At 60.7% G+C, this 25,349-nt stretch carries 22 protein-coding genes; 21 read left to right on the top strand and 1 reads right to left on the bottom strand.

Annotation, left to right across the window (positions count from 1 at the left end; all coding sequences use genetic code 11):
- Window positions 1-261 precede the first annotated feature (261 nt).
- The 20 genes from mraZ (at window position 262) to MHK09_RS02235 (ending at window position 20,804) form a co-directional block, all read left to right on the top strand.
- Window positions 262-696 (top strand): division/cell wall cluster transcriptional repressor MraZ, encoded by a 435-nt coding sequence (gene mraZ / locus MHK09_RS02145; protein WP_005324499.1) that lies wholly within the window; start codon window positions 262-264, stop codon window positions 694-696.
- A gap of 158 nt (window positions 697-854) precedes the next feature.
- On the top strand, window positions 855-1,895 hold the full coding sequence (gene rsmH, locus MHK09_RS02150) for a 16S rRNA (cytosine(1402)-N(4))-methyltransferase RsmH (protein ID WP_250412539.1): 1,041 nt from the start codon (window positions 855-857) through the stop codon (window positions 1,893-1,895).
- A complete protein-coding gene (ftsL, locus tag MHK09_RS02155; protein ID WP_250412540.1) occupies window positions 1,892-2,686 on the top strand; it encodes a cell division protein FtsL in 795 nt (264 codons plus the stop codon). Before rsmH ends, ftsL begins: the two co-directional genes overlap by 4 nt.
- Before the next feature lie 17 nt (window positions 2,687-2,703).
- Window positions 2,704-2,829 carry a hypothetical protein gene (locus MHK09_RS11745; RefSeq protein ID WP_005324502.1) on the top strand — a complete coding sequence of 42 codons (126 nt, stop codon included), beginning with the start codon at window positions 2,704-2,706 and terminating at the stop codon, window positions 2,827-2,829.
- 52 nt (window positions 2,830-2,881) lie between these two features.
- Window positions 2,882-4,753, top strand: a complete 1,872-nt coding sequence (locus tag MHK09_RS02160) for a peptidoglycan D,D-transpeptidase FtsI family protein (protein ID WP_371744516.1) — start codon at window positions 2,882-2,884, stop codon at window positions 4,751-4,753.
- 9 nt (window positions 4,754-4,762) lie between these two features.
- Window positions 4,763-6,298 carry a UDP-N-acetylmuramoyl-L-alanyl-D-glutamate--2,6-diaminopimelate ligase gene (locus MHK09_RS02165; protein WP_250412541.1) on the top strand — a complete coding sequence of 512 codons (1,536 nt, stop codon included), beginning with the start codon at window positions 4,763-4,765 and terminating at the stop codon, window positions 6,296-6,298.
- Window positions 6,299-6,300: 2 nt separating this feature from the next.
- Entirely contained in the window at window positions 6,301-7,830 is a 1,530-nt protein-coding gene (locus MHK09_RS02170) for a UDP-N-acetylmuramoyl-tripeptide--D-alanyl-D-alanine ligase (RefSeq protein ID WP_250412542.1), read from the top strand.
- A 30-nt stretch (window positions 7,831-7,860) separates the two neighbouring features.
- On the top strand, window positions 7,861-8,967 hold the full coding sequence (mraY, locus tag MHK09_RS02175) for a phospho-N-acetylmuramoyl-pentapeptide-transferase (protein ID WP_005328919.1): 1,107 nt from the start codon (window positions 7,861-7,863) through the stop codon (window positions 8,965-8,967).
- A gap of 42 nt (window positions 8,968-9,009) precedes the next feature.
- Entirely contained in the window at window positions 9,010-10,401 is a 1,392-nt protein-coding gene (murD, locus tag MHK09_RS02180) for a UDP-N-acetylmuramoyl-L-alanine--D-glutamate ligase (protein ID WP_250412543.1), read from the top strand.
- Window positions 10,402-10,430: 29 nt separating this feature from the next.
- Window positions 10,431-11,831 (top strand): FtsW/RodA/SpoVE family cell cycle protein, encoded by a 1,401-nt coding sequence (locus MHK09_RS02185; protein WP_250412544.1) that lies wholly within the window; start codon window positions 10,431-10,433, stop codon window positions 11,829-11,831.
- 23 nt (window positions 11,832-11,854) lie between these two features.
- Window positions 11,855-12,955, top strand: coding sequence for an undecaprenyldiphospho-muramoylpentapeptide beta-N-acetylglucosaminyltransferase (gene murG, locus MHK09_RS02190; protein ID WP_250412545.1), 1,101 nt, complete (start codon window positions 11,855-11,857; stop codon window positions 12,953-12,955).
- Entirely contained in the window at window positions 12,956-14,419 is a 1,464-nt protein-coding gene (gene murC / locus MHK09_RS02195) for a UDP-N-acetylmuramate--L-alanine ligase (protein ID WP_250412546.1), read from the top strand. It begins immediately after the preceding gene.
- Window positions 14,419-15,090 carry a cell division protein FtsQ/DivIB gene (locus tag MHK09_RS02200; RefSeq protein WP_250409960.1) on the top strand — a complete coding sequence of 224 codons (672 nt, stop codon included), beginning with the start codon at window positions 14,419-14,421 and terminating at the stop codon, window positions 15,088-15,090. Before murC ends, MHK09_RS02200 begins: the two co-directional genes overlap by 1 nt.
- Window positions 15,091-15,403: 313 nt before the next feature.
- Window positions 15,404-16,723 (top strand): cell division protein FtsZ, encoded by a 1,320-nt coding sequence (gene ftsZ / locus MHK09_RS02205; protein ID WP_250412547.1) that lies wholly within the window; start codon window positions 15,404-15,406, stop codon window positions 16,721-16,723.
- Between the two features lie 24 nt (window positions 16,724-16,747).
- Window positions 16,748-17,479: a peptidoglycan editing factor PgeF gene (gene pgeF, locus MHK09_RS02210; protein ID WP_150850919.1), complete on the top strand. Its 732-nt coding sequence runs from the start codon at window positions 16,748-16,750 to the stop codon at window positions 17,477-17,479.
- Window positions 17,479-18,177, top strand: coding sequence for a YggS family pyridoxal phosphate-dependent enzyme (locus MHK09_RS02215; protein WP_250412548.1), 699 nt, complete (start codon window positions 17,479-17,481; stop codon window positions 18,175-18,177). The genes pgeF and MHK09_RS02215 overlap by 1 nt, the downstream gene beginning before the upstream one ends.
- Before the next feature lie 104 nt (window positions 18,178-18,281).
- The gene (locus MHK09_RS02220; protein WP_250412549.1) at window positions 18,282-18,734 is read left to right on the top strand and encodes a cell division protein SepF; all 453 of its coding nucleotides are present in this window, start codon (window positions 18,282-18,284) and stop codon (window positions 18,732-18,734) included.
- A 76-nt stretch (window positions 18,735-18,810) separates the two neighbouring features.
- The gene (locus tag MHK09_RS02225) at window positions 18,811-19,104 is read left to right on the top strand and encodes a YggT family protein (RefSeq protein WP_250412550.1); all 294 of its coding nucleotides are present in this window, start codon (window positions 18,811-18,813) and stop codon (window positions 19,102-19,104) included.
- Between the two features lie 203 nt (window positions 19,105-19,307).
- Entirely contained in the window at window positions 19,308-20,483 is a 1,176-nt protein-coding gene (locus MHK09_RS02230; RefSeq protein ID WP_250412551.1) for a DivIVA domain-containing protein, read from the top strand.
- 99 nt (window positions 20,484-20,582) lie between these two features.
- Window positions 20,583-20,804: a zinc-binding dehydrogenase gene (locus tag MHK09_RS02235; RefSeq protein ID WP_250412552.1), complete on the top strand. Its 222-nt coding sequence runs from the start codon at window positions 20,583-20,585 to the stop codon at window positions 20,802-20,804.
- 75 nt (window positions 20,805-20,879) lie between these two features.
- Here MHK09_RS02235 and MHK09_RS02240 read toward each other — a convergent pair whose 3' ends face one another.
- The gene (locus tag MHK09_RS02240; protein WP_250412553.1) at window positions 20,880-21,881 is read right to left on the bottom strand and encodes an HNH endonuclease signature motif containing protein; all 1,002 of its coding nucleotides are present in this window, start codon (window positions 21,879-21,881) and stop codon (window positions 20,880-20,882) included.
- Between the two features lie 288 nt (window positions 21,882-22,169).
- Between MHK09_RS02240 and ileS the strand changes: the two genes are divergently transcribed.
- Window positions 22,170-25,340, top strand: a complete 3,171-nt coding sequence (gene ileS, locus MHK09_RS02245) for an isoleucine--tRNA ligase (RefSeq protein WP_250412554.1) — start codon at window positions 22,170-22,172, stop codon at window positions 25,338-25,340.
- Window positions 25,341-25,349 lie beyond the last annotated feature (9 nt).

A 25,349-nucleotide genomic window follows, 5' to 3' on the forward strand; every position in this document is an offset into this window, starting at 1 on the left:
GCATTATATTGGTGTTACGGGTGGGGTAAGTGGGGTGGTTGTAGTGGGCTGTCAAGGCCTTTCGCGGGATTTCTTCCCACCGGAAAAACCATTATCTAGCTGCACGTAATTGAAAGTAATCCGAGGGACACGCCGCTTTAAGTGGGTTAGGTGGGGGAAAGTGGGGTAGAGTGGGGCGCAGCGGAGGAAAGAGGGGCTCAAGGGTCTCGATTCTGAAGTAAGAGAATCCGGAGTTTTTGAGTAAGGAAGGTGGACGCCGGGATGTTTCTCGGAACCTACACTCCGAAGCTCGATGACAAGGGACGTCTTACGCTTCCGGCAAAGTTTCGCGATGAACTCGCGGGTGGCCTCATGGTCACCAAGGGGCAGGACCACTCGCTGGCCGTGTACCCGCGGGAGGAATTTGCGGCACGTGCGCGGAAGGCTGCGGCGGTTTCTCGAACCAACCCAGAAGCACGTGCTTTCATTCGTAACTTGGCAGCAAGTGCGGACGAACAGCGGCCGGATGGGCATGGGCGCATTACGTTGTCCGCGGGGCATCGGGAATATGCCAACTTGTCTAAGGAGTGCGTTGTGGTTGGCTCTGTGGACTTTCTCGAAATTTGGGACGCAGCCGCATGGGCTGAGTACCAGTCGCAAACTGAAGATGCTTATTCGGCAGCAGATGCCGATGACGTACTGGCGGGCTTGCTCTAAGCCTGCACAAGAGTGCGTGTAAGGACTCTGTCCGAGGCGGATGATTCTGGTGTACTTCCCCGATATCAGAAACCTGCCTCGGACAGGGCCCTATACGCACTCGCATGCTTTCCACCACTGGAAGTCAGGGAATTTGAGAAAGGGGGTTGCGGGGAGACATGGCTACCAAAGACCTAAATTATGATGTGGCCGAAAACCACGGCCACGTGCCGGTCATGCGCGAGCGCATGGCTGATCTCCTACGCCCCCAGGTAGAAGCGGCGGGGGATAAGGCAGTGCTTGTCGACGCCACCTTGGGTGCCGGTGGCCACACTCGCTACTTCTTGGAATCTTTCCCCAAGGCTCGAGTCATTGGCGTTGACCGCGATAAGCAGGCGCTGCGCAATGCAACCGAACGTCTTGCGCCCTACGGCGATCGCTTCGTTGGCGTTAATGCACGATTCGATGAGCTGGGCAGCGCCATCGCGGAAGGGGAGGGCGATATCTTTGATTCGGCTCGCTCTGTAGGCATTGCCGGCGCCCTTTTTGACCTTGGTGTTTCCTCAATGCAGCTAGACCAGGCTGACCGCGGATTCGCTTATAAGGCGGATGCACCGCTGGATATGCGCATGGACCCTTCGCAGGGGATTACTGCGGCGGATGTGCTTAATACCTATACGCACGGTGACTTGGCTCGCGTCCTCAAAACCTATGGTGATGAGCGTTTCGCGGGAAAAATTGCCTCCGCCGTGTTGAAAGAGCGCGACAAGGAGCCTTTCGAGAACTCCGCGCGGCTCGTTGAGCTGCTGTATGATGTCATTCCCGCTGCGACCCGCCGTACCGGAGGGCACCCCGCCAAGCGCACCTTCCAGGCGCTGCGGGTTGAGGTCAACCGCGAGTTGGAAGCTATCGAAAATGTCCTGCCGGTCATAACCCAAGCGCTTTCGGAAGGCGGCCGTGCCGTATTCATGAGCTACCAATCTTTGGAAGACCGCATCGTTAAAGCAGCCTTCAAAGAACTGACCACTTCCAAGACGCCGGCTGGGTTGCCGATGGATCTGCCAGGCACCGCGCCGAAGTTCAAGATCGTTACGCGCGGGGCGGAAAAGGCCTCTGAAGAGGAAATCGCGGAAAATTCGCGAGCCGCGTCGGTGCGTGTTCGTGCCATCGAAAGACTCGAGGGAATGCCAGAATTTCTACCGCCGGGAGGCAGGCAATGAGCACCATCCCACGCCGGAACCACCTAAAGACTGACAGCCGCGACAGAGAGGCCACTCGCACCATGGGCGCCAGCCGAGACTTCACCGCCGGAATCGATACCGGAGCCCCGACGGCGCTGCGCGAGCGTCCCAACACTAAGCGTGCTCCGAGCCGCACTCGAGTGCCGCACCGCAGCACCAAGCGCCTGGGTTCGAAGCAGGTAGTGAGCTTCCGCGGCCGTCAGCTGCAGCCGCAGACGAAGAAGAACGGGCTCCTAACCCGGTTGGGCGTCATTTCTCTCACGCTGCTTATCGTCGGTGTGGCCTTGGCCATGTGGCTGTCGGGTCTGTCTACCAAGCAAACCTTTGCCATCCAGCAGCTGACCGTGCAGGATTCCCAACTGGATAACCAGACTGAGACCCTCAACCGCGATGCGGAAAATCTCAGCTCTTCTGCTGATATTGCGCGCCGCGCGGATGAAATGGGAATGGCTATTCCCAAGCAGCCGGGTATTGCGGAAGTTGGCGGCGATGGAAAGATCGTCGACAAGCGCGAAGGCACCCCGGATACCGAAAAGCTCATTGATGTCAACGGTGAACCAATCCGCCCGGGCCAGGCTTCTAGCGACCCAAAGGACACTGAGGGGATGTCGGATTCCCTCAATGCCGTGCCGCAGGGACAGCAGCGCACCAGCAATGGTGGCGATGCCGACCGTAATTCGGATCGTGAGGCCGGCGATGCCGGTGCCGCCCAGGACAATGCGCGACCTAACCTTCCAGCCCGTGCGCCGTATGCCAGCCGCGCCGAATAGCTAAGGAAGAATAATCGGTGAAAAAGATGATGCTCGCGCGTGGTGGCGCGGGCATTCTCACTTTTGTAGGGCACAATCAATACACGCAAGAAATTGTGGCGGAAATAGGGAAGGTGACACTGGACTGTGACTACGCCAAGTAAGGCTAGGCGCCGCCCGCGCCGCTCTGCCAGCTCCGCGGTGCCGCAAAAGAAAATGATGCGCAAGCGCCTGCGCATCATCGTATCCGTGGTGCTCGTGGCGATGGTCGTCCTCGCTGGGCGTTTGGCGTGGGTGCAGCTTGTGTGGGGCCCAGACCTTTCCGCCAAGGCCGTAACGCAGCGCGAGCGCGTTTATATCGAGCCGGCCCGTAGGGGAGAAATCCTAGACCGCGATGGCCAGCGCTTGGCCTACACGATGAAGTCTCGTTCCTTGACCGTTTCGCCGACCCGCTTGCGCGATGAGCTAAAAGACAAGGCCGAGATCGAGGCCCAAAAAGATGGCTCGACCGAAGGCATGGATGATAAGAAGCTGGATAGCTTCCTCACCAAGAAGATGGAGGAGACCCTCAAGGACATGTCTGAGGGAATCCCGAAGCTGATTGAGGATTCCGGCGCTTCGACCTCCAAGGTGGATAAGGACGATATCCTCAATAAGCTCAAAGCCGATACCCAGTATGAGGTACTGGTGCGCAACGTCGATCCGGATGTTGCCGTAGAGATCGCCAATAAGTACCACGGAGTGGCAGCGGACCGCCAAGACATCCGCCAGTACCCCAACGGCGCCATTGGCGAAAACGTTGTGGGCAAGGTGTCGATGGACGGCCATGGCCAGTTCGGTTTCGAGGCCGCGCGCGATACGGAACTTACTGGCATTGATGGCCAGTCCACCGAGGACGTATCCGCAGATGGCCAGGTGATTCCAGGCACTCTGCGTGACGTCGTGGATACCGTTGATGGTCGCGACGTCACCCTCACTTTGGATCTGGACCTGCAGACCTACGTTCAGCAGAAGCTGGAAAAGGCCAAGGCCAACTCCAAGGCTTCTGGTGCGGAAGCAGTAGTTCTCGATGCTGCCACCGGCCAGGTGCTTGCCATGGCCAATACCGATACCGTGGATCCCAATAAGAATGTTGAGGATCAGCTTGATGAGGGTAAGGACTTTGAAAACCGCAGCGTCTCCCATCCTTATGAGCCGGGGTCTGTAGCCAAGGTGGTTACCGCGGCTGCTGCATTGCAGGAGGGCGTGACCACCCCGGATGAGGTGCACCAGGTCCCCGGTTCCATCGATATGGCGGGCGTGACGGTCAATGATGCCTGGGAACACGGCACCGAGCCGTATACCACCACCGGCATCTTTGGTAAGTCCTCCAACGTCGGTACCTTGATGATCGCCGATAAGTTGGGCCAAGAGAAGTACGCCGAGTACCTCAAGAAGTTTGGGTTGGGCAATACCACCGGTATTGAGCTGCCGAACGAATCGGCCGGCAGCGTCCCAGACTTGGAGCAATGGTCCGGCGGCACCTTCGCTAACCTGCCTATTGGCCAGGGCCAGTCGTGGACCACTTTGCAGATGGCCAGCGTCTACCAAGCGTTGGCCAATGGCGGCGAGCGTATCGAGCCGCGCATCATTGACTCGGTCAAGGGCCCAGACGGCAAGGACGAAAAGCTAGAGGAACCGGAAAAGAACCAGGTGGTAAGCCCTGAAACGGCCAAGACTACCGTGGATATGTTCCGCGCCGTCTTCCAGGACGATGATGCCGGCCTGCAAAACGGTACGGCCGGCAATGCGCAGCTTAAGGGCTATCAGCTTTCCGGCAAGACCGGTACGGCCCAGAAGGTGGACCCAAATACCGGGGCGTATTCGAATTCCGCCTATTGGATCACCTTTGCCGGCATTGCGCCGGCCGATGATCCGCGCTTCGTTGTTGCCGTCATGCTGGATGAGCCTAAGTCCGGCGTGGAGGACAATGGAGGCGGCGGCCAGTCGGCGGCACCTATCTTCCGCGATATCGCCTCGTGGCTACTTAATCGTGACAATATTCCGACTTCGAAACCAGCACCGCGGCTGACCCTGCGGGCACAATAGGAGCTTAGTATGACCGTTTCTTTGGATACTCTCGCCCAGCTTTCTGGCGGGCGCGTCATTGGTGATGCCACCGTGGAGGTTTCCGCGTGCGGGCTGGATTCTTCCCGTTTGCCGGAAGGCGCGCTCTTTGCCGCCCTGCCGGGCACGCGCGTACACGGCGCGCAGTTCGCTCGCGATACCAAGGCGGGAGCTGTGCTTACCGACGCCGCCGGACTCGACCTGCTTACCGAAGCCCAAGAGACCCGCCCCATCTTGGTGGTAGAGGATATTCGTGCCGTGCTCGGTCCAATCTCCGCCGAGATTTATGGCCACCCCACCCGCGACCTGACGGTTATCGGCGTTACCGGCACCTCCGGCAAGACCACCACCAGCTACCTGCTGGAGGCTGGCCTGCTCCACGCCGGGCATTCTGTGGGCCTTATCGGAACCACCGGTACCCGTATCAACCGCACGCCGGTTCCCACCTCGCTCACCACGCCTGAGGCGCCGACCCTACAAGAGCTTTTCGCGCGCATGAAGAACGAGGGCGTTACCCACGTGGTGATGGAAGTGTCCTCGCACGCGCTGGAGCTAGGACGCGTGCGCGGAACTCGGTTTGCGGTAGGCGGGTTCACGAACCTGAGCCAGGACCACCTTGATTTTCACCCCACCATGGAGGACTACTTCCAGGCTAAGGCGAAGCTTTTCGCCGGGGAACAGGCGGCGGAACGAGCCGTCCTCTGCATCGATGATGAGTGGGGCGAGCGCATGCGCGGCGTCGCCAAGAGCGCCGGCCACCCAGTGACTACGGTGGCCACCCAGGGCGCTGCGGCCACGATTAGCGCGCGCCAAACCGCCACTGAGGCCACCGGTGCCCAGGAGGTGGCCTTGAACTATGACGGTGCCGATTTCACCTTCCGGCTGCCGCTGCCTGGCGAGTTCAATATCGCCAATGCCTGCTTGGCGCTCGGCATGGCCACCGCGGTAGGAGAGGACCCAGCGGAGTTCCTATCGGGAGTGGAGAAGGTCGCAGTCCCCGGCCGCATGGAGCGCATCGACCGCGGCCAAGACTTTGTGGCCGTGGTGGACTACGCGCATAAGCCCGCGGCCATCGCTGCGGTGCTCGACACCCTGCGCGGCCAGCTGGAGGGAACCAAAGGCCGCGTCGGCATTGTCGTCGGCGCCGGCGGAGACCGCGATAGCTCTAAGCGCCCCATCATGGGCGCAGCCGCAGCCAGCCGCGCAGACCTCACCGTGGTGACCGATGACAACCCTCGCTCCGAGGACCCCGCCACCATTCGCGCGGCGGTGATGGCGGGCGCACGTGACGCCGCCCCAGAAGGCGATATCCGCGAGGTAGGCTCCCGCGCCCGTGCCATCGATGAGGTCGTCGATTGGGCCGAGCCGGGCGATGCTGTCATCGTCGTGGGCAAGGGCCACGAGGTGGGACAGCTCGTGAACGGAAAGACCTTGCATTTTGATGACCGCGAGGAAATGGCCCGCGCCATCGAGGAAAAGCTGGCCGGAACCCCGCACCGCGATACCCTTGGGGATGCGAAGGAGTAGACATGATTCCACTTTCTATTGCCGATATTGCCGAAATTACCGGGGGCAACCTCGATTGCGTGTCTGACCCAGACCAGCGCGTTACCGGGTTCATCGAATTCGATTCCCGCAAGGTAACGAAGGGCGGGCTCTTCCTTGCCCTACCCGGTGCCCGTGTGGATGGCCACGACTATGCAGAAAAGGCCATCGAGCAGGGCGCAGTGGCGGTGCTGGCGGCGCGGCCGGTGGGGGTTCCGGCGGTCGTCGTCAAGCCCCAAGGCCGCGTTACCGGTGATGCCGCCAACGCGGATATCTATGCCCACGACGAGGACGGCTCGGCCGCCGCGGTGGTGCAGGCGCTTTCCGATATCGCGCGGGAGGTCACCCGCCGCCTGACCGCCGAGCAAGGCCTAGACATCGTGGGCGTAACCGGCTCGGCCGGAAAGACCTCCACCAAGGACCTACTGGCCACGATTTTCCGCGCTGAGGGCGACACCGTCGCTCCTCCCGGCTCCTTTAATAACGAGGTCGGCCTGCCGTATACCGCTTTGCGCTGCGATGAGCATACCCGCTTCCTGGTTGCAGAAATGTCTGCCCGCGGCATCGGTCATATCCGTCACCTGACCACCATTACCGCGCCCACCGTCGGCGTGGTACTCAATGTTGGTACCGCGCACTTGGGTGAGTTTGGCTCCCGCGAGAATATTGCCCAGGCCAAAGGCGAGCTCGTTGAAGCCTTGCCCTCGGCCGCTGAGGGCGGCGTCGCTGTGCTCAATGCCGATGATCCCTTCGTCGCCGGCATGGCGCCGCGCACTTCGGCCAAGGTCGTCTACTACTCGGCCAATAAGCCGCCGGCTTCCGACGCCCAGTACTACGCCAGCGATATCCAGCTCGATGACGTTGCCCGCCCCTCGTTTGTGCTGCATGCGCCGGGAACGGACCCGCTTCCGGTGAAGCTGCAGGTCTTTGGCAAGCATCAGGTCTCTAACGCGTTGGCAGCGGCCGCTGCGGCCATCGAATCGGGCATGGACCCGCAGGTGGTAGCCAACGCGCTATCCGGGCACCAGAATGCCTCGGAACACCGCATGGACGTGCGTACCCGCCGCGATGGAGTAACCACCATCGATGATTCCTATAACGCCAACCCCGATTCCATGCATGCGGCCATTGCCGCGCTGGCCTATACCTCGGCCGCCCGACCGGATGCCCGCGCCATCGCCGTGCTCGGTGAGATGGGCGAGCTCGGCGGAGAAGCAGTGGCCGCCCACCGCGCATTGGGAGAGGTGCTTTCCAAGTACCATGTTGACCACCTCGTGGCCGTGGGAGACAACGATAATATGAGGGCCATGGTTGAGGCCGCACAGGCGCGGGGTATAAATACTACTATCAGCCCGGATGTTGACGCCGCTGCGGCGGCGGTCGAAGACATCATTAGGGTAGCGCCTGCCGGCATCGAAGATTGGACGGGGCGCGAGGCCAAAGATGTAGTCCTCATCAAGTCATCGAATGCCCAGCGCCTGTGGCGCGTGGCAGAACAGCTCAATCGCCATTAGTCCTCAGTACAAGGAGAAAGACCTCTAGCAATGACTCAGATCATTATCGCGGGCATCCTCAGCTTCCTCGTCGCGATCTTTACCACTCCCATGTTGGTGCGCTACTTTTCCGGTGTAGGCAAGGGGCAAGAAATCCGCGAGGACGGACCGCAGCTGCACCTGCGCAAGCGCGGCACCCCCACCATGGGCGGACTGGCGATTTTGCTGGCCATCACCGTGGCCTACCTCGTGGTAGGAATTTACGCCCGCGTGACCGGTAACGGTGGTTTTAGCCCCTCCGGTCTTTTGGTCTACTTCCTCACCATGGGCCTGGGCGGTCTGGGTTTTGCCGATGACTTCATCAAGCTGTTCAAAAAGCGCAACCTCGGCCTGAACAAGACCGCCAAGCTGGTAGGTCAGCTGGCCGTGGCGCTCATCTTCGGCATCCTGGCGCTGCAGTTCCCAGACGAGCACGGATTGACCCCAGCGTCTACCAACCTTTCCTTCGTTCGCGATTTTGAAACCTTCGACATCGCCGTGGGCGGCGCCATCATCGGCACCATTGTTTTCTTGGTTTTTCTCTACCTACTCATTGCTGCGTGGTCGAACGCCGTGAACCTCACCGACGGACTCGACGGCTTGGCCGCAGGCACCACCGCGATGGTGATGGGCGCCTATGCACTGATTTCCTTCTGGCAGTTCCGCAACTCTTGCGCCGTCTCGCCAGCGGCAGGGTGCTACGAGGTTCGCGATCCGCTCGACTTGGCCGTGCTGGCTGCAGCTGGCCTGGGCGGTTGCTTGGGCTTTTTGTGGTGGAATGCCGCACCGGCCAAGATCTTCATGGGCGATACCGGTTCGCTTGCACTCGGCGGCCTCGTCGCCGGCCTCTCGGTGACGACTCGCACCGAACTGCTCATGATCATCATCGGCGCCATCTTCGTGATTGAGACGGTCTCCGTCGTCATCCAGATCATCGTCTTCCGCAGCACCGGAAAGCGCTTCTTCCGCATGGCGCCCATCCACCACCACTTTGAAAATGGTGGCTGGGCCGAGACCGCCGTGGTCACCCGCTTCTGGCTGTTGAGCGCCATGGCCGCTATCGCCGGCGTATGCATCTTCTACGGCGACTGGCTGTCCGCCGTCGGCTTTGCTTCCTAAGACTCACGCCTTTTTAGCTTTATCGAGGAAAGAGGAATAGAGATGACCGAGTTGCCATCCTCGTTGCGCGGGCGAGTGCTCGTGGCCGGGGCGGGAGTATCGGGGCGCGGTTGCGTCGCTATGCTGGCAAGCCTCGGGGTGGATACCACCGTGGCAGATTCCAACCAGACTGCGCTGGCGGAATTGGGGGAAGAATACGGGGTAGCGACCGTCTCCGTCGATTCTGCCGCCCAAGGCGATTTTGACCTTGTGGTTACTTCGCCGGGCTGGCGTCCCGATTCGCCCTTGTTGGTTGCTTTCCAGGACGCTGGGGTAGAGGTCATCGGTGACGTGGAGCTCGCGTATCGCTTGGATCGTGCGGGTGTCTTCGGCGCGCCGCGTACCTGGCTGGTAGTTACCGGAACCAACGGCAAAACCACCACGACCGGTATGTTGGCCCAGATCATGCAGGCTGATGCCCAGCGCACCGGCAAGCGCGCGCTGGCGGTGGGCAATATTGGTGTGTCGCTTTTCGACGCCCTCACGGCCACCCCTCGCGTCGACGTTCTCTGCGCCGAACTATCTTCTTTCCAGCTGCATTGGTCCAGCCACCTTCGCCCGGATGTGGGCGTGCTACTGAATTTGGCTGATGACCATCTGGATTGGCACGGTTCGTTCGATGCCTATGCTCGCGCGAAGGCCAAGGTGCTCTCCGGTGACGTCGCAGTGGTGGGCAAGGATGACGCCGAGGCGGTCCGCTACGCCGCGGATACCGCAGAGCTCTACGGCTTTACTGCCGCTGAACCCACACAGGGAGAGGTGGGCGTAAGCGCCGGCCGTCTTGTCTCGCGGCTTAACGAGCAGCGCGAGGATCTCGCGTCCGCAGAGGGCATTGAGCCCGCTGGCCTGGCAGGAGTCCTCGACGCTGCGGCCGCAGCCAGCGTCGCGCGTCTGGCAGGCGCCACCCCGGAGTCCATTGCGCAGGGGCTGGCCGCATACACCGTCGCCGGGCACCGCGGCGCTGTGGTCCATGAGCATTCCGGCGTCACGTTCATCGATAATTCCAAGGCCACCAATCCTCACGCGGCGGATGCGGCGCTCAAGGGGCTCAACTCCGTGGTCTGGATTGCCGGCGGGCAGTTGAAGGGCGCGGAGGTAGACGGGCTCGTCGCCAAGCACGCCGCCCACATCAAAGCCGCGGTAGTCCTAGGCGTGGATAGGGAAGAGGTTGCCCGGGCACTCGCCGCGCACGCGCCGCATGCCCCGGTGGACGTCATCGAAACGCAGGAGCCGTTTGCAGCCATGCATGCTGCGGTGGAGGCTGCACTGCAACACGCCGACGCCGGGGATACCGTTCTTTTGGCGCCAGCTGCGGCATCGTTGGATATGTATACCGGCATGGCTCAACGCGGTGATGTTTTCGCCGCGGCCGCGCGGGAGCTTACCCGTAAGTAGAGCTTTAGATTTAAGGATCAGGAGAACACATGACGGCCACCTCCCAGCAGCGCCCGCGCTCCAAGAGTTTTGGCGACCGCGTTCGCGAGCTGCGCGAGCGAGCCCGCCAGGAAGCAGGCCTTGATTACCAGCTGCTGCGCTTTATCATCTTTTTCCTCGTCGGCATCGGCGTGCTCATGGTCTTTTCCTCCTCCATGGCCACCTCTTTGACAGAAGACGGCGGCGTATGGAACCAGGCATTGCGCCAGTGCGTGATGGTGTTCTTGGGCCTCGTTGCCTTTTGGTTTGGCCTCAAGGTGTCGCCGCATACCCTGCGCAAATGCGTGCCGTGGATTGTGGGCTTGTCCATCATTTTGCTCATCGCCGTGCTGATCCCCGGCGTGGGCACCGGCCGCGAGGAGGTAGGTTCCCAGTCCTGGATTTACTTGGGACCGTTCTCCCTGCAGCCCTCGGAGCTTGCCCGCATCGCCGTAGGCATGTTTGGTGCGACCGTATTGGCGGATAAGGAGCACAAATCCATGAAGGTGACGGATCCCTTCATGATGTACTCCCTCATTGCCGGCGTTATGTTCTTGCTCATCGTCTTGCAGGGCGACTTCGGTATGGCTTTGTCCTTGGCCCTCGTGGTTGTCTTCACCTTGATTTTCGCGGGTGTCGACTGGCGCGTTCCGGTGACCATCGGCGTCGCAGCAGTGTGTGGTTTGCTGTTTATCTTCCTTTCTGGCGGCTTCCGCTCCAACCGCTTCCACACCTATTTCGACGCCCTAGTGGGCAATATCTCCGATACTCAAGGTACGGGTTTCCAGTCCTATCAGGGCTTTCTCTCGCTTGCCGACGGCGGCTTCTGGGGCGTTGGCATTGGCCAATCCCGTGCCAAGTGGTTCTACCTGCCCGAGGCGAAAAATGACTTTATTTTCGCCATCGTGGGTGAGGAACTCGGCTGGTGGGGCGGTGCGCTCGTCATCGTGCTATTCGCCGCACTGGGCTATGTGGGCCTGCGCACCGCGATGCGCGCGCAGAACCAGTTCCAGTCCCTGCTGGCCGCAACGCTGACCATCGGTGTGGTCACGCAGGCCTTCGTAAATATTGGCTACGTCATTGGCCTGCTGCCGGTGACCGGTATTCAGCTGCCCATGATTTCCGCCGGCGGTACCGCGGCGATCATCACGATCGGCTCGATGGGCATCTTGTGCAACGTGGCGCGTCATGAGCCGATGCAGATTTCCGCCATGCAGAATTTCGGCCGCCCACTGTTCGACCGCCTCTTTTTCATCGGCGAGCCGCAGCCGGTGCCGAAGCCGAAGAAGAAGCAGCAGGGTCGTCACGCTCGTCCGCAGGAGCCGCGATCCCGCGTGCGCGAGGAGCGCTTTGGCCGCCCCGTGACCGGAAGCGGCCGGCGCTATCCGCGCGCCGAGCGCCGCTATCGCTAGGTGGCGCTGGTAGCCTTTAGGCTATGAATTCCACGCCTATTTCCGTCGTCATCGCAGGTGGCGGCACCGCCGGACACATTGAACCCGCCCTCGCCGTGGGTGAAGCTTTGCGCGAGCGCCACGGCGCACGCATCACCGCTCTCGGTACCGAAAAGGGCCTCGAGCGCGATATCATTCCCGCCCGCGGCGTGGACCTTAGCCTGATTACCCCCGTGCCAATCCCGCGCAAGGTCAACGCGCAGCTCTTCAAGCTACCGTTCAACCTCTCCCGCGCGGTGGGGGAGGCCAAGCAGGTACTCAAGGACGTCGAGGCGGATGTCGTCTTTGGCACCGGCGGCTACGTAGCCGGGCCGGCCTATATCGCTGCGCGATCCCTCGGCATCCCATTTTATGTTCTCGAGACCAATGCTTTGGCTGGAATGGCCAATAAACTCGGCGTGAAGATGGGTGGCATAGGACTCAACGCCCACCCGGATTCTGGCATGCCGGGCGAGGTCGTTGGCATCCCCGTTCGCCCGAGCTTGGCAGAGGACCCGAATGGCAACCTAGCCGCAGACGCGCGCACCAAGTGGAACCTGTCCGAGCTTCCCACCATTCTCATCACCGGCGGGTCCCAAGGCGCGGCCAGCATCAACCGCGCCGTTGCTGGAGCGGTGGAGGACCTGGCACAGGACTTCCAGCTCCTGCACGCCTACGGCAAGAAGAATGACCCGCCCGCGGAACACCCCAACTACGCCGCACTGCCGTATATCGAGGACATGGGCTCCGCCCTTGCGGTGGCTGACCTCGTCGTGTGCCGCTCCGGCGCGATGACCGTCGCCGAAGTATCCGCCGCAGGCCTGCCGGCCATTTACGTTCCGCTGCCGCACGGCAATGGCGAACAGGCGCTCAATTCCCGCGACGTGGTCGAGGCAGGCGCCGCCATCCAGATTCCGGACGCAGAGCTGACCCCAGAGCGACTCATCTCCGAGGTGCGCGGCATTCTTGATGACCCGCAACGCCTCGAGTCGATGACGCACGCCGCCGCCCATGCCAGCGCCGGAGACGTGGCCAATACCATCGCAGACCGCATCGCCGCCCGCGTATCCGAGGCCGAAGACGCCGCTGGAAGGAAGGACAAGTAAATGACCGATCCCGCACACTACGATCTGCGCCGCGTCCACCTCATCGGCGTTGGTGGTTCCGGCATGTCGGGGCTCGCGCGAATCCTCGCCGCTCGCGGCGGAGTGGTCACAGGTTCCGATGTCAAAGACTCCACCCCGGTTGAGGTGCTGCGCACCATGGGCGCCAAGGTCGCCATCGGCCACGCCGCGGAAAACCTGCGACTGTCTGGTGAACTGCCCACCGTCGTGGTTACTTCTTTTGCCGCCATCCCCCAAGACAACCCGGAGCTGGTAGCCGCAAAGGACAACGATATCCCGGTAATTCGCCGCTCCGATCTGCTCGCCGCGTTGATGGAAGGCCACAAGCAAGTGCTGTTGGCTGGCACCCATGGCAAAACCTCCACCACGTCGATGACCGTGAGCGCGATGCAACACGCGGGTCTCGATCCCTCCTTTGCCATCGGCGGCCAGCTCAATCGCGCGGGCACCAATGCCCACGGTGGCACCGGGGAAGCTTTCGTCGCCGAGGCCGATGAATCCGATGCCTCGCTGCTGCGCTATAGCCCAGACGTCGCGGTGCTCACGACTATCGAGCCTGATCACCTCGACTTCTTCCACAGCGAGGAAGCCTACTTCCAAGTCTTCGATGACTTTGCTGACTTGGTCACCCCGGAGACCGGCTACCTCGTTGTCTGCGCCGAAGACGAGCACGCTGCCCGGGCTGGTGAGCGGGCGCTGGAGCGCGGCATCAACGTCGTGGCCTACGGCTCGCCGGAGAAGTCTTTTACCTCTACCGTGCCGTTGGCCGCTGAGCTGGTGCGCGAAGAGACCACCGCGGAAGGTATGGACACCACCGTCAAGCTCGACCTTCCTGGCGTTTCTGAAACCGTGCGCTACGAGCTGCAAATTCCAGGCCACCACATGGTGCTCAATTCCATGGGTGCCTTGATCGCCGGCGTGCTCTCCGGCGGCACCCCGGCCGCCATCGCCGAGGGATTGGCTGACTTTAGCGGCGTGCGGCGGCGCTTTGAGTACCGGGGGAGCGTCGACAAGCAGGGCAAACCCGTGCGCGTCTTTGATGATTATGCGCACCATCCCACCGAGGTTGCGGCAGTGCTACGGGCCGCGCGCGCCAAGGTCGAGGCGGAAGGCCACGGTGGCCGCGTCATTGCGTGTTTCCAGCCGCACCTGTACTCGCGCACCATGGAATTCGACGCCGAGTTTGCCCAGGCACTCTCGCTTGCCGACGCCGCCGTGGTACTCGACATCTACGGTGCTCGCGAGCAGCCCGTGGAGGGAATTACCTCCCGCATCATTACCGATAAGATGCCCGCTGATATGCAGGTCATCTTCGAGCCGGATTTCTCCGCCGCTGCCCGCGACGTCGTGTCGGTGGTGGAGCCAGGCGATGTGGTGCTGACCATCGGTGCTGGCTCGGTAACCATGGTGGCAGCGGAAATCCTCGATGAATTGCGGGCAAGCTAGTGCGCGTCTCCGCAAAGCTCATCGCTGGGGTCATCGCCGCAATTGTCGCCGTGGCCGTCATAGCGGCCGCCGTGATGTGGACAGTTCCCGTCCTGAAGGTACGCAATTTTCACGTCGAAGGCGTCCACCAGCTCGATCCCGCGCAGGTGGAGGAAGCCTCTGGGGTTCCCAAGGGCGAAAATTTGCTGCGCGTTAACGCGCGTGAGGCAGCTTCCGGCGTTGCTGGATTGGACTGGGTCGATTCGGTGACAGTCTCTCGCGATTTCCCTTCGACCTTGACCATCAACGTGGCCGAGCACAAGGCCGTGGCGTTTGTAAAGCGCGATAATAAGCCCTACCTGATCGATGATAAAGGCGAGGAATTTACCTCCGCTGAGCCTCCCGCGGGCGCGGTTGAGGTGACGGGCTCCGTCGATAGCGGCTCCCCGCAAACCCAGGATGCGGTGCGAGCGATTGCAGCGCTTTCCGACGACGTCCGCAACCAGGTAGCAAAACTCGAAGTTGCTGGCGAATACTCGCTGACTTTCACCACCAAAGATGACCGGCGCATCTTCTGGGGTGCCAGCGATTCCAACGATGAGGACAAGGCGCATGCCTTCGCCACCGTGTTGAAGATGGAAGGCCGCGAGTGGAATATTTCCAACCCTGAGTTGGTCACCACCCGCGGATAGGGCGACGGGTGCCCCCGCGGGTACTTTCTATCGCGCTTGTGGGCCCGTGCAGCACCGCTTAGGCGTGTGCGCTGCACGGGCCCATTTCAGTGCCTGAACCATGGGGCGGATGATACGGGTGTGACAAGCAAAACCGCAGGTGAGAAACCCTAAAGTGGAACTTGAGGGTCTCGACACGCGGAAAATGTGCGTGAAAATTACACCGCTGTCGTTAAAGATGGAAAGGAACGCGATTCGCCCTCGGCGGAGCGCATTACATTCCTCGTTTAATGCACGTGCAGACTTAAAGTAGCGAAAGGTGAGACCAACTCACATGATCTCTTCCAATAACAATCTCGCGGATATCAAGGTCGTCGGCGTCGGCGGTGGCGGCGTCAACGCCGTGAACCGCATGATCGAAGAAGGCCTCAAGGGCGTGCAGTTCGTCGCCATCAACACGGACTCCCAGGCCCTCATCTTCTCTGACGCAGATACCAAGCTCGACATTGGCCGTGAGGCCACCCGCGGCCTCGGTGCCGGCGCTAACCCTGAGGTAGGCAAGACCTCCGCAGAAGACCACAAGTCCGAAATTGAAGACGCCCTCGAGGGCTCCGATATGGTCTTCGTGACTGCTGGCGAGGGTGGCGGCACCGGCACCGGTGCTGCTCCGGTCGTGGCGTCTATCGCGAAGAAGATGGGTGCGCTGACCGTCGGTGTTGTCACCCGCCCGTTCAAGTTCGAAGGCGCTCGCCGTACCCGCCAGGCCATGGCCGGCATTGAGGAGCTGCGCGAGGTCTGCGATACCCTCATCGTCATCCCGAACGATCGCCTGATGCAGCTCGGTGGGGAAGAGCTTTCCATCGTCGAGGCTTTCCGCGCTGCCGATGAGGTGCTGCACAATGGTGTGCAGGGTATTACCAACTTGATCACCATCCCGGGCATGATCAACGTCGACTTTGCGGACGTCCGCTCCGTCATGTCTGACGCTGGCTCCGCGCTGATGGGCATCGGTTCCGCCCGCGGTGATAACCGCGCCATGACCGCTGCTGAGCAAGCCATTAACTCCCCGCTGTTGGAATCCACGATGGAAGGCGCCAAGGGCGTGCTGCTGTCCATCGCCGGCGGCTCCGATCTCGGCCTGCACGAAGTAAACGCCGCCGCCTCCATGGTGGAAGAGCGCGCTGACGAAGACGTCAACCTCATCTTCGGTACCATCATCGATGACACCCTGGGCGATGAAATCCGCATCACCATCATTGCCACCGGTTTCGATGCCGAGGCCAATATGACCCAGGCCGCTGCGCAGCAGCAGCCGCAGCAGGAACAGCGCAAGCCGGGCTCCCTTTTTGACAATCGCCAGCGCGAAGCCGCAGAGCCCGTCACCCCGGCACCGGCGCAGCCTGCTGCTTCTCAGCCAGTACAGGATGACTACTCTCCGCGCCACTCCTACGAGCCGCGCGCCGGCCAGGAGCGAGAGCGCTACACCCCGCAGCGTCCTGCTGAGGAGCGTCGCCCAGAATCTAGCGGTCTGTTCACCAACTCTGACCGTTTCTCCCGCGAGGAGCGCCGCGATGACTACCGTTTGTCCCGCCCATCCCAGCGTCGTGACGATGACGGCGACGACGATCTGGACGTGCCTTCCTTCATGCGCTAAGCGCAAAGCGCTACGCTGGTGTGCATGCCAGTAAACGAGGAACATCGCACCACACGCCCCGTCCGCATGGTTTTTACTAGCCGTGCTGGCGGGGCGTCTGCTATTCCATACGACTCCTTCAACTTGGGGCACCACGTCGGCGATGACCCCGCCGCGGTTGCCGCTAACCGCGAGCGCCTGAAGCGCGTGACCGGTCTGGACGACATCGTGTGGATGGAACAGCTGCACACCAATACCGTCACTGTCGTCGATGGTCCACAGGACGAGCCCGTGCCAGCCACAGACGCAATTGTCACCACCCAGCGACGCCTCGGGCTAGGCGTTCTCGTTGCGGATTGCACGCCGGTGCTGCTTGTCGACGTCGCCGCCGGTGTCATCGCCGCCGCCCACGCCGGCCGCTTGGGCGCCCGCAACGGCATTGTGGTCAATACCGTGCGCGAAATGCAGAAGCTTGGCGCACAGCCCGAGCGCATTCAGGTGGTTATGGGGCCGGCTGCTTCGGGAAAGAATTATGAAGTGCCCGAGGAAATGGCCACTGACGTCGAGCGTCGCCTGCCCGGCTCCAAGACTCGGACGTCGAAGGGCACGTGGGGCATCGATGTGCGCGCAGGGCTGATTCGCCAGCTCATGGGGCTAGGTATCACCGCGATTGAATCCGACCCGCGCTGCACCATTGAAGACGAAGACTTCTTTTCCTATCGGCGCGAAGGAACCACCGGCCGCCAGGCTGGACTAATTTGGTTGGAGGCTAAGTAATGTCAGAAAGAAAAGCACAGCTACAAGAAAATTTAGCGGCCACCCGTGCCGAGATTGAAAGGCTAGCAGCGCAGTCAGGGCGGAAACCGCCGCAGCTGTTGCCGGTGACGAAATTTCACCCAGCTGCGGATATTTCCCTGCTGGCAGATCTAGGAGTTACCGACGTCGCCGAAAACCGGGAACAAGAGGCCCGTGCCAAGGCCGCTGAGCTGCCGCAGCTGCGTTTCCACATGATTGGCCAAATCCAGACCAAGAAAGCCAACCATGTAGCCCGATGGGCGGCCAGCGTGCATTCGCTTGATTCCCTCAAACTCGCCCACGCACTGGAGCGAGGCGTTTCCTTAGCCAAGGAACGAGGCGAGCGCGAAGGTAATCTGCCAGTTTTCATCCAAGTCTCCGTCGACGGCGATGGGGCTCGTGGTGGTGTAACTCCAGACGTACTCGATGAGGTCGTGCGTGCCGTAGAAGACGCGCAGCACTTGGAACTTGCCGGACTCATGGTAGTTCCGCCTCTTGATGCCGATGCTGGTGAGGTATTCCGAAACGTCCGCGGAGAGGTAGATCGCTTATCGTCTGAGCTCAATCGACCGCTGAAGTTCTCTGCTGGCATGAGTGCGGACATGGCCGAGGCAATTGCTGCGGGCAGTGATATCGTGCGTGTCGGAACCAGTATCATGGGGCCGCGGCCAGTAGGTTAAAAACATCGCAAAAGCGCATTTCACGGCGTAAATCACATGAGTCACACCAGACACATTTTACGCGTTTAGACTTGTACAAATTTAGGTCAGAGGGAGACCCAAAAATGTCATTCATTGATAAGACGAAGGATTTCTTCGGGCTGGGCCCGGTGGACATCGAAGAAGACGATGCCTACTACAACGAGGAGCCGCGTTACTCCGAAAATAGCTCCTCGGCCTACGCACCTCGCCGCGCCCCGCAGTCCTACGAGCCGGCCCCGGTACAGGAGGAATTCGTCCCGACCATCGTGGCTATTTCCCTGACGTCTTTCAATGACGCCGCCAAGGTAGGCGAGCCCTTCCGCGACGGCGATGCCGTTGTCTTCGAGTTGACTGACGCCGAAAAAGCCACCGCCAAGCGTTTCATCGACTTCGCTGCCGGCCTCTGCTTCGGCCTGGAGGGCCGTATGCTCAACCTCACCAAGGGTATGGACACTGAGCGCAAGGTCTTTTCCATCGTGCCTAAGGCTGCGGACATTGCAAAGCACGAGCTCGAGCGTGCCGCAGGCCTGCGCTAAGGCAGCACGGTTCATTTAGCCCCCGTGGGGTGCCGATTGGGCACCTGCGGGGGTTTATTCGATAGGCTCGGTCATTGTGACACAACTCGGAATTATTCTTATCCTGCTCGTGCGGATCTATACGTGGGTGCTCATCGCCCGCATCATTATTGAGATGATCCAGTCTTTCTCGCGGCAGTTCAACCCTCCACGCTGGTTCATGGTTATAGCGGAGCCTTTGTTTGTGATTACGGACCCGCCGGTCAAGGCGTTGCGGCGCCTGATCCCGCCCCTGCAAATGGGTGGCGTAGCGCTTGATGTATCGGTGCTTGTACTGTTCGTCTTGCTCTCGATACTCACACTGATCTTGCAGATGATTTTTCTGACTTAACACCCCCGTCGCCTCGAAACCTGTGGTAAACGTTGAGACTCGGCGGGGCGTCGATTATTGTGGGCGTTTGGTTACGATAAATCGCGATAACCCGTATTATGAACCACATGTACCTTTGTGGGGAAGGTTTAGTTAGGCCTGAACCGCACTCCTAAGGCCCTGGAAGCTCCGGGGTTGTACCAACCTGAAGGGGAAGAGAAGACATGCCACTGTCACCAGCTGATGTTCACAACGTCGCGTTCAGCAAGCCGCCGATTGGCAAGCGCGGCTACAACGAAGACGAGGTGGATCAGTTCCTCGACCTCGTAGAGGACGCCCTTGCCCAGCTGCAGGATGAGAACGAAGACCTGCAGGCTCAGGTCAGCGATTTGAACTCCCAGGTTAAGGCGGGTGCTGGTGCCGGCGCTGCTGGTACCGCAACTGCGGCTTCCACCCGCACCGATGAGGCTGCGCTGCGTAAGGAGATTGAGGCCAAGCTGCGCGCGGAGTACGAAACCAAGCTGGCGGACTCCAAGTCCGAGGTTTCCCGCGCTAAGGAAGAGACCAAGAAGGCACAGGAGCAGGTTAAGGCAGCTCAGGCTGAGGCTTCCAAGGCACAGGCGTCTGGCTCCGCTGCTGCTTCCTCCTCCGCAGAGCTGAAGGCAGCCCGCGAAGAGGCGGCTCAGGCCAAGAAGGACGCCGAGGCAGCTCGCGCGGAGGCAGCCCAGGCAAAGAAGGACCTCGAGGCTTCCAAGAAGGAAAACGACGAGCTGAAGAAGTCTGCTTCCGCAGCTGGTTCCTCCAAGGCTGGTGCAGCGGCAGCGGGTATCGCAGGCGCTGGTGTTGCACAGACCGCCGATGGCCTGGCTACCCCGGAAACCCACATGCAGGCTGCCCGCGTTCTGGGTCTGGCACAGGAGATGGCAGACCGCCTGACCTCCGAGGCTCGTGCGGAGTCCGAGTCCATGCTGTCCGAGGCGCGCACCGCCGCCGAGAAGCAGCTGACCGATGCAGATTCCCGCTCCAAGGCACAGCTTGCCGACGCCCAGAAGAAGTACGACGCCCAGCTGCAGGATGCAGATTCCCGCTCCAAGAAGCTGGTATCTGACGCCGAGGCAAAGGCAAAGCAGACCGAGTCTGATGCTTCCTCTCGCGCAGAGGCACAAATCCGCCAGGCAGAGGAGAAGGCTGCTTCCCTGCAGGCCGATGCCGAGCGCAAGCACACCGAGGTTATGAACACCGTCAAGCAGCAGCAGACCGCACTGGAGGCTCGTATCTCCGAGCTGCGCACCTTCGAGCGCGAGTACCGCACCCGCCTGAAGACCCTGCTGGAGTCTCAGCTGGAAGAGCTGGCTACCCGCGGCACCGCCGCACCGAACGGCGAGGCTGGCAACAACTAAGCCACCCCGTTCTTCCTAGCGCCCCCGCCACCGCGGCGGGGGCGCTATTGTTGTTTTAGACCGTCGTGCTATAGCCCGCCCCTACCGAAAGGAACCACTGTGCTCGTAGCCGCTTTAGTTCTCGCCCTCGTGGCATTCGTGGCCTTGGTCAACTTTGTTATCTCGGGTGCAGATTGGTCGCTGTATATCGTTTTTGGCGCCGCCGGCGTCGGACTCGTGTGCTTCATCCTGGACTGGGCGCATAAGCATCGCGCTGACAAAGCCTCAGCAACTGAATCCCCCGAGGAGGAGGCGCTGCGCGCAGCCTTCCGCGAGGACTAACGCCGCGAGACCCAAAGCTTTCGGTTGCAGGCATGCCAATAAGGCGCACGAGGCGCCTTATTCTGCAGTCGGGCTCTAGCAATCGGGCGGTTGCCACCGAATCTGTCCGTTGGTACGGGCAAGTCGCCCGCGCAGCGGCGGGGCATTGGGATCGTCATCGTTGGCGCCATTGTGGTACGCGCAGGCTGTGGATAAGTTCGCGATATTGGTCAATCCACCGTGCAACCACGGCTCCAAATGGTGAATTTGGCATTCGTCGGCAGGCTTAGCGCACCGCGGCCATGGGCATACCGGATTTTCCGCGCCCGCCATCAACCGCTGCTTGGCATTGGCGAAGCGCTCCGTGCGGTACAGGTTCACCGCGCCTTCATAGGGGCTCACCAGAGTAATGAGCCCATGCTCCTTGAGCGTGCGGCGCACATACTGCGCTCCCGTAAGCGTTGCTCCGTTGGTCATCTGCAAGGTGATTTCCTCGCCATCACCGTTGACGATGCGCACGTAGTCTTCCAAGCGCACGATGACATTGGTTACCACCGTGCTTCGTTGCGCCGTATCGTTGCCGAAGAAGGTATCTTCCACCACATTCAGTGGCTTTTTATCCTGGTTCTCCACCGCCGCGTGGAGGTCTGCAATAAACGAAGACGAGCCGTCGATAGCTAACGTCCACGGCGCATCCTTGCGGCGGATGATGCGTATACCAGGCTTTATCTTGCGCTTTTTCTTCGGAACCTTGGATTGCGCCAGCTTTTCTAATGCCGCTGCTGTGGCCTTGGTGGTGCATAGCTGTTCGCGGAGGACCCAGGCGTCGAAAAGCGTGGGCATCTTGCGCGCATACTTTTCAATGATGGATAAAGCTACGATGGAATGCCCATTGTGCTGAGCTCCTTCGATAGCACGACGACGCTTCCTAGTGAACTTGGTCGTGCCGCAGTACGCCTCTTTGAGCAATGCCAACTCGCGGGCCGTCTTTTCAGCGGCGCCACGCGCGCAGAGGTCGTCCTCAGACATGCCTGCGCACCCGAGGACGATGTCCATCCCGGGTGCCATGGCTGCGAGGTAAGTATCTAACGCGTTCACGACTCACAATGTATTTCCCCGCGCAAGCCCCCACAAGGGAAAGTTTTTAGCCTGTGGATAACTTCTTGTGCACGAAGATTCTGGGGCGCTATACTGTGGCCTACACGCAGTGATCCGGCCATCACCGGGGAGCAATTCAGAAGAACAGCCAGTGTGGCCCAGTAGAACTGAACGGGTGGGACCGTCAACTCCTTCACCGAAACGAAGCGGAGCCTTCGGGCTCAAGCAGGGTGGTACCGCGAGCCTTGATGGCGCGTCCCTGCACCGTGTTAAGAGTGAAGGATAATTATGGCGAAAAAGGTTTACCCCAAGGTCGACATGACTGGCGGCTCCAGCCGCTTCCCAGATATGGAAGAGGAAGTCCAGAAGTACTGGAAGCAGGATGATACCTTCCAGGCTTCGCTAGAAAAGACCAAGGACTGCCCAGAGTACATCTTTTATGATGGCCCTCCATTCGCAAATGGCTTGCCGCACTATGGCCACCTGTTGACCGGTTATGTGAAGGATATCGTCCCGCGCTATCGCACCATGGCCGGCAATTACGTGCCTCGTGTCTTCGGCTGGGATACCCACGGTCTGCCCGCTGAGCTGGAGGCGGAAAAGCAGCTGGGTATCACTGAAAAGGCGCAGATCGAGGACATGGGCTTGGAAAAGTTCAATGAATACTGCGCCAAGTCCGTGCTGGAATACACCGACGAGTGGGAAGAGTACGTCAACCGCCAGGCCCGCTGGGTGGACTTTGACAACGGCTACAAGACCATGGATATCAACTACATGGAATCGGTCATGTGGGCGTTCAAGGAGCTTTATGACAAGGGCCTTATCTACAAGGGCTTCCGAGTTCTTCCGTACTCTTGGGCGGAGCACACTTCTTTGTCCAATCAGGAGACCCGCCTGGACGATTCCTATAAGATGCGCCAGGATCCAACCCTGACCGTTACCTTCCCAGTGGAGGGCGCGCGCGAGGGAAGCGCGGCAGAAAAGACGTTGGCGGAGTACCCTGCGCTTGCCGACGCCTCTTTCCTCGCCTGGACCACCACCCCCTGGACCTTGCCTTCGAACGAGGCCTTGGCGGTTCATCCAGAGGTTACTTACGTGCTCTTTAAGGCTACGGAGGGCGATTTCGCTGGCCGTACCTTCATCATGGCGGAAAACCTGCTGGCCACCTTGGAGAAGGAACTGGGTGAGGCCGAGGTACTGGAGAAATTTACCGGCGCGCAACTCGAGGGCTTTACCTATGAGCCTATCTTCGGCTTCTTCCCGGATCTGCGCAATGCCTACCAGGTCTTGATCGCTGATTACGTCACCACAGAGGACGGCACCGGTGTGGTTCACCAGGCTCCTGCGTTTGGTGAAGACGATATGAATACCACCAATCAGTACGACATCGAGCTGGTCATCCCGGTGGATGAGGACGGTAAGTTCACCTCGCAGGTTCCGCCGTATGAGGGCCAGCTGGTCTTTGATGCGAATAAGGACATCATCAAGGACTTGAAGGCTGCTGGGCGAGTGGTGCGCCACGTAACCATCGAGCACTCCTATCCGCACTCGTGGCGCTCGGGCGAGCCGCTTATCTACATGGCGCTGCCGGCCTGGTTCGTGAAGGTGACCGAGTTCCGCGATCGCATGGTGGAGCTCAACCACAAGGAGATTGAGTGGCTGCCGGAGCACATCCGAGATGGCCAGTTTGGCAAGTGGCTCGAGGGTGCGCGCGACTGGAATATCTCCCGTACCCGCTACTGGGGTGCGCCTATCCCGGTGTGGATGTCCGATGACGACAACTATCCGCGTATGGATGTCTACGGCTCCTTGGATGAGCTGGAGCGCGATTTCGGAGTTCGTCCGGAGTCGCTGCACCGTCCGCATATCGACGAGTTGGTGCGCCCGAACCCGGATGATCCGACCGGTAAGTCGATGATGCGCCGCGTGCCAGACGTGCTGGATTGCTGGTTTGAGTCCGGCTCGATGCCCTTTGCGCAAAAGCACTACCCATTCGAGAATAAGGAATGGTTTGAAACCCACTCGCCGTCCGACTTCATTGTGGAGTACTCCGGTCAGACGCGTGGTTGGTTCTATGTGATGCACGCGCTGTCCACCGCGCTTTTTGATCGCCCGGCGTATAAGAAGGTCGTGGCCCATGGCATCGTGCTGGGCAACGATGGCCTTAAGATGTCTAAGTCCAAGGGCAACTATCCGAACGTCAACGAGGTCTTTGACCGTGATGGCTCGGATGCCATGCGCTGGTTCCTGATGTCTTCGCCTATCCTGCGCGGAGGCAACCTCATCGTGACCGAGCAGGGCATTCGCGAGGGCGTGCGCCAGGCGATCTTGCCTATCTGGAATGCCTATACCTTCCTGCAGCTCTACGCAGAGAAGGAAGCAAAGTTCGACACCAGCTCCACGCATGTTTTGGACCGCTATATCTTGGCCAAGACCCACGACGTCGTGGCCAATGTCAACGCGGCGCTTGCCGATACCGATATCGCCACGGCAACCGAAGAAGTACGCCTGTTTGCCGACGTCCTGACCAACTGGTACGTCCGTCGCTCGCGTGATCGTTTCTGGGAGGGCGAGGACGCCCATCCTGAGGCGTTTAATACCTTGTACACCGTGCTGGAGACCGTGACTCGCGTGGTGGCGCCGCTGCTGCCGCACGTGGCGGAGGTTATCTACCGTGGACTGACCGGTGAGCGTTCGGTGCACCTGGCGGATTACCCGCAGGCTGCGGACTACCCGTCCGATGCAGATCTGGTGTCTGCAATGGATGCGACCCGCGCGGTCGCTTCGGCTGCATCCTCGGTGCGCAAGTCCAATAAGCTGCGCAACCGTTTGCCACTGCCGAAGCTGACGGTGGCTCTCAATGGGGCGCAGCGCCTGGCGGACTTTGCCGATATCATCCGCGACGAGGTCAATGTCAAGGAAGTTGAGCTTACTGACGACGTCGATTCGGTAGGCACCTTCCAGGTTGTCTGCAACGCGAAGGTCGCCGGCCCGCGCTTGGGCAAGGACGTGCAGCGCGCCATCAAGAACCTCAAGGCGGGCAACTACGAACGCCGCGGCGAAGAGGTTGTAGTGGACGGCGATATCGTGCTTGGCCCGGATGAGTACACCGAGCGCCTGCAGGCAGCGAATCCGAAGTCCACCGCGCGTATCGAGGGCCTTGACGGCCTGGTAGTACTCGATACCGAGGTGAGCGAAGAGCTCGAGGCCGAAGGCTGGGCAGCGGACGTTATCCGCGGCCTGCAGGATGCCCGCAAGGCTTCTGGGTTCGAGGTCTCGGACCGCATCGCGGCCGTGCTCTCTGTCCCAGAGGAGAAGAAGGCCTGGGCGGAGCGTCACGCCGACCACATCGCCGGTGAAGTGCTCGCCACCGATTTCCAGGTGACCACCGAGGCACTCGATGGTGTGGACGTGCACGAGGTGGTGAAGGGGGTTAAGGCTACCGTCGTTAAGCAGTAGCGCCTTAGC

Source organism: Corynebacterium tuberculostearicum (assembly GCF_022347235.1).
Taxonomy (GTDB): domain Bacteria; phylum Actinomycetota; class Actinomycetes; order Mycobacteriales; family Mycobacteriaceae; genus Corynebacterium; species Corynebacterium tuberculostearicum_F.

What these genes read in the sequence shown, in the direction of transcription:
- mraZ (WP_005324499.1), top strand. Translation starts at nt 262, where the DNA reads ATGTTTCTCGGAACCTACACTCCGAAGCTCGATGACAAGGGACGTCTT.
- ftsL (WP_250412540.1), top strand. Translation starts at nt 1,892, where the DNA reads ATGAGCACCATCCCACGCCGGAACCACCTAAAGACTGACAGCCGCGAC.
- murD (WP_250412543.1), top strand. Translation starts at nt 9,010, where the DNA reads ATGACCGAGTTGCCATCCTCGTTGCGCGGGCGAGTGCTCGTGGCCGGG.
- MHK09_RS02215 (WP_250412548.1), top strand. Translation starts at nt 17,479, where the DNA reads ATGTCAGAAAGAAAAGCACAGCTACAAGAAAATTTAGCGGCCACCCGT.
- mraY (WP_005328919.1), top strand. Translation starts at nt 7,861, where the DNA reads ATGACTCAGATCATTATCGCGGGCATCCTCAGCTTCCTCGTCGCGATC.
- MHK09_RS02165 (WP_250412541.1), top strand. Translation starts at nt 4,763, where the DNA reads ATGACCGTTTCTTTGGATACTCTCGCCCAGCTTTCTGGCGGGCGCGTC.
- murG (WP_250412545.1), top strand. Translation starts at nt 11,855, where the DNA reads ATGAATTCCACGCCTATTTCCGTCGTCATCGCAGGTGGCGGCACCGCC.
- rsmH (WP_250412539.1), top strand. Translation starts at nt 855, where the DNA reads ATGGCTACCAAAGACCTAAATTATGATGTGGCCGAAAACCACGGCCAC.
- ileS (WP_250412554.1), top strand. Translation starts at nt 22,170, where the DNA reads ATGGCGAAAAAGGTTTACCCCAAGGTCGACATGACTGGCGGCTCCAGC.
- ftsZ (WP_250412547.1), top strand. Translation starts at nt 15,404, where the DNA reads ATGATCTCTTCCAATAACAATCTCGCGGATATCAAGGTCGTCGGCGTC.
- MHK09_RS02185 (WP_250412544.1), top strand. Translation starts at nt 10,431, where the DNA reads ATGACGGCCACCTCCCAGCAGCGCCCGCGCTCCAAGAGTTTTGGCGAC.
- pgeF (WP_150850919.1), top strand. Translation starts at nt 16,748, where the DNA reads ATGCCAGTAAACGAGGAACATCGCACCACACGCCCCGTCCGCATGGTT.
- MHK09_RS02170 (WP_250412542.1), top strand. Translation starts at nt 6,301, where the DNA reads ATGATTCCACTTTCTATTGCCGATATTGCCGAAATTACCGGGGGCAAC.
- murC (WP_250412546.1), top strand. Translation starts at nt 12,956, where the DNA reads ATGACCGATCCCGCACACTACGATCTGCGCCGCGTCCACCTCATCGGC.
- MHK09_RS02160 (WP_371744516.1), top strand. Translation starts at nt 2,882, where the DNA reads ATGATGCGCAAGCGCCTGCGCATCATCGTATCCGTGGTGCTCGTGGCG.
- MHK09_RS02230 (WP_250412551.1), top strand. Translation starts at nt 19,308, where the DNA reads ATGCCACTGTCACCAGCTGATGTTCACAACGTCGCGTTCAGCAAGCCG.
- MHK09_RS02220 (WP_250412549.1), top strand. Translation starts at nt 18,282, where the DNA reads ATGTCATTCATTGATAAGACGAAGGATTTCTTCGGGCTGGGCCCGGTG.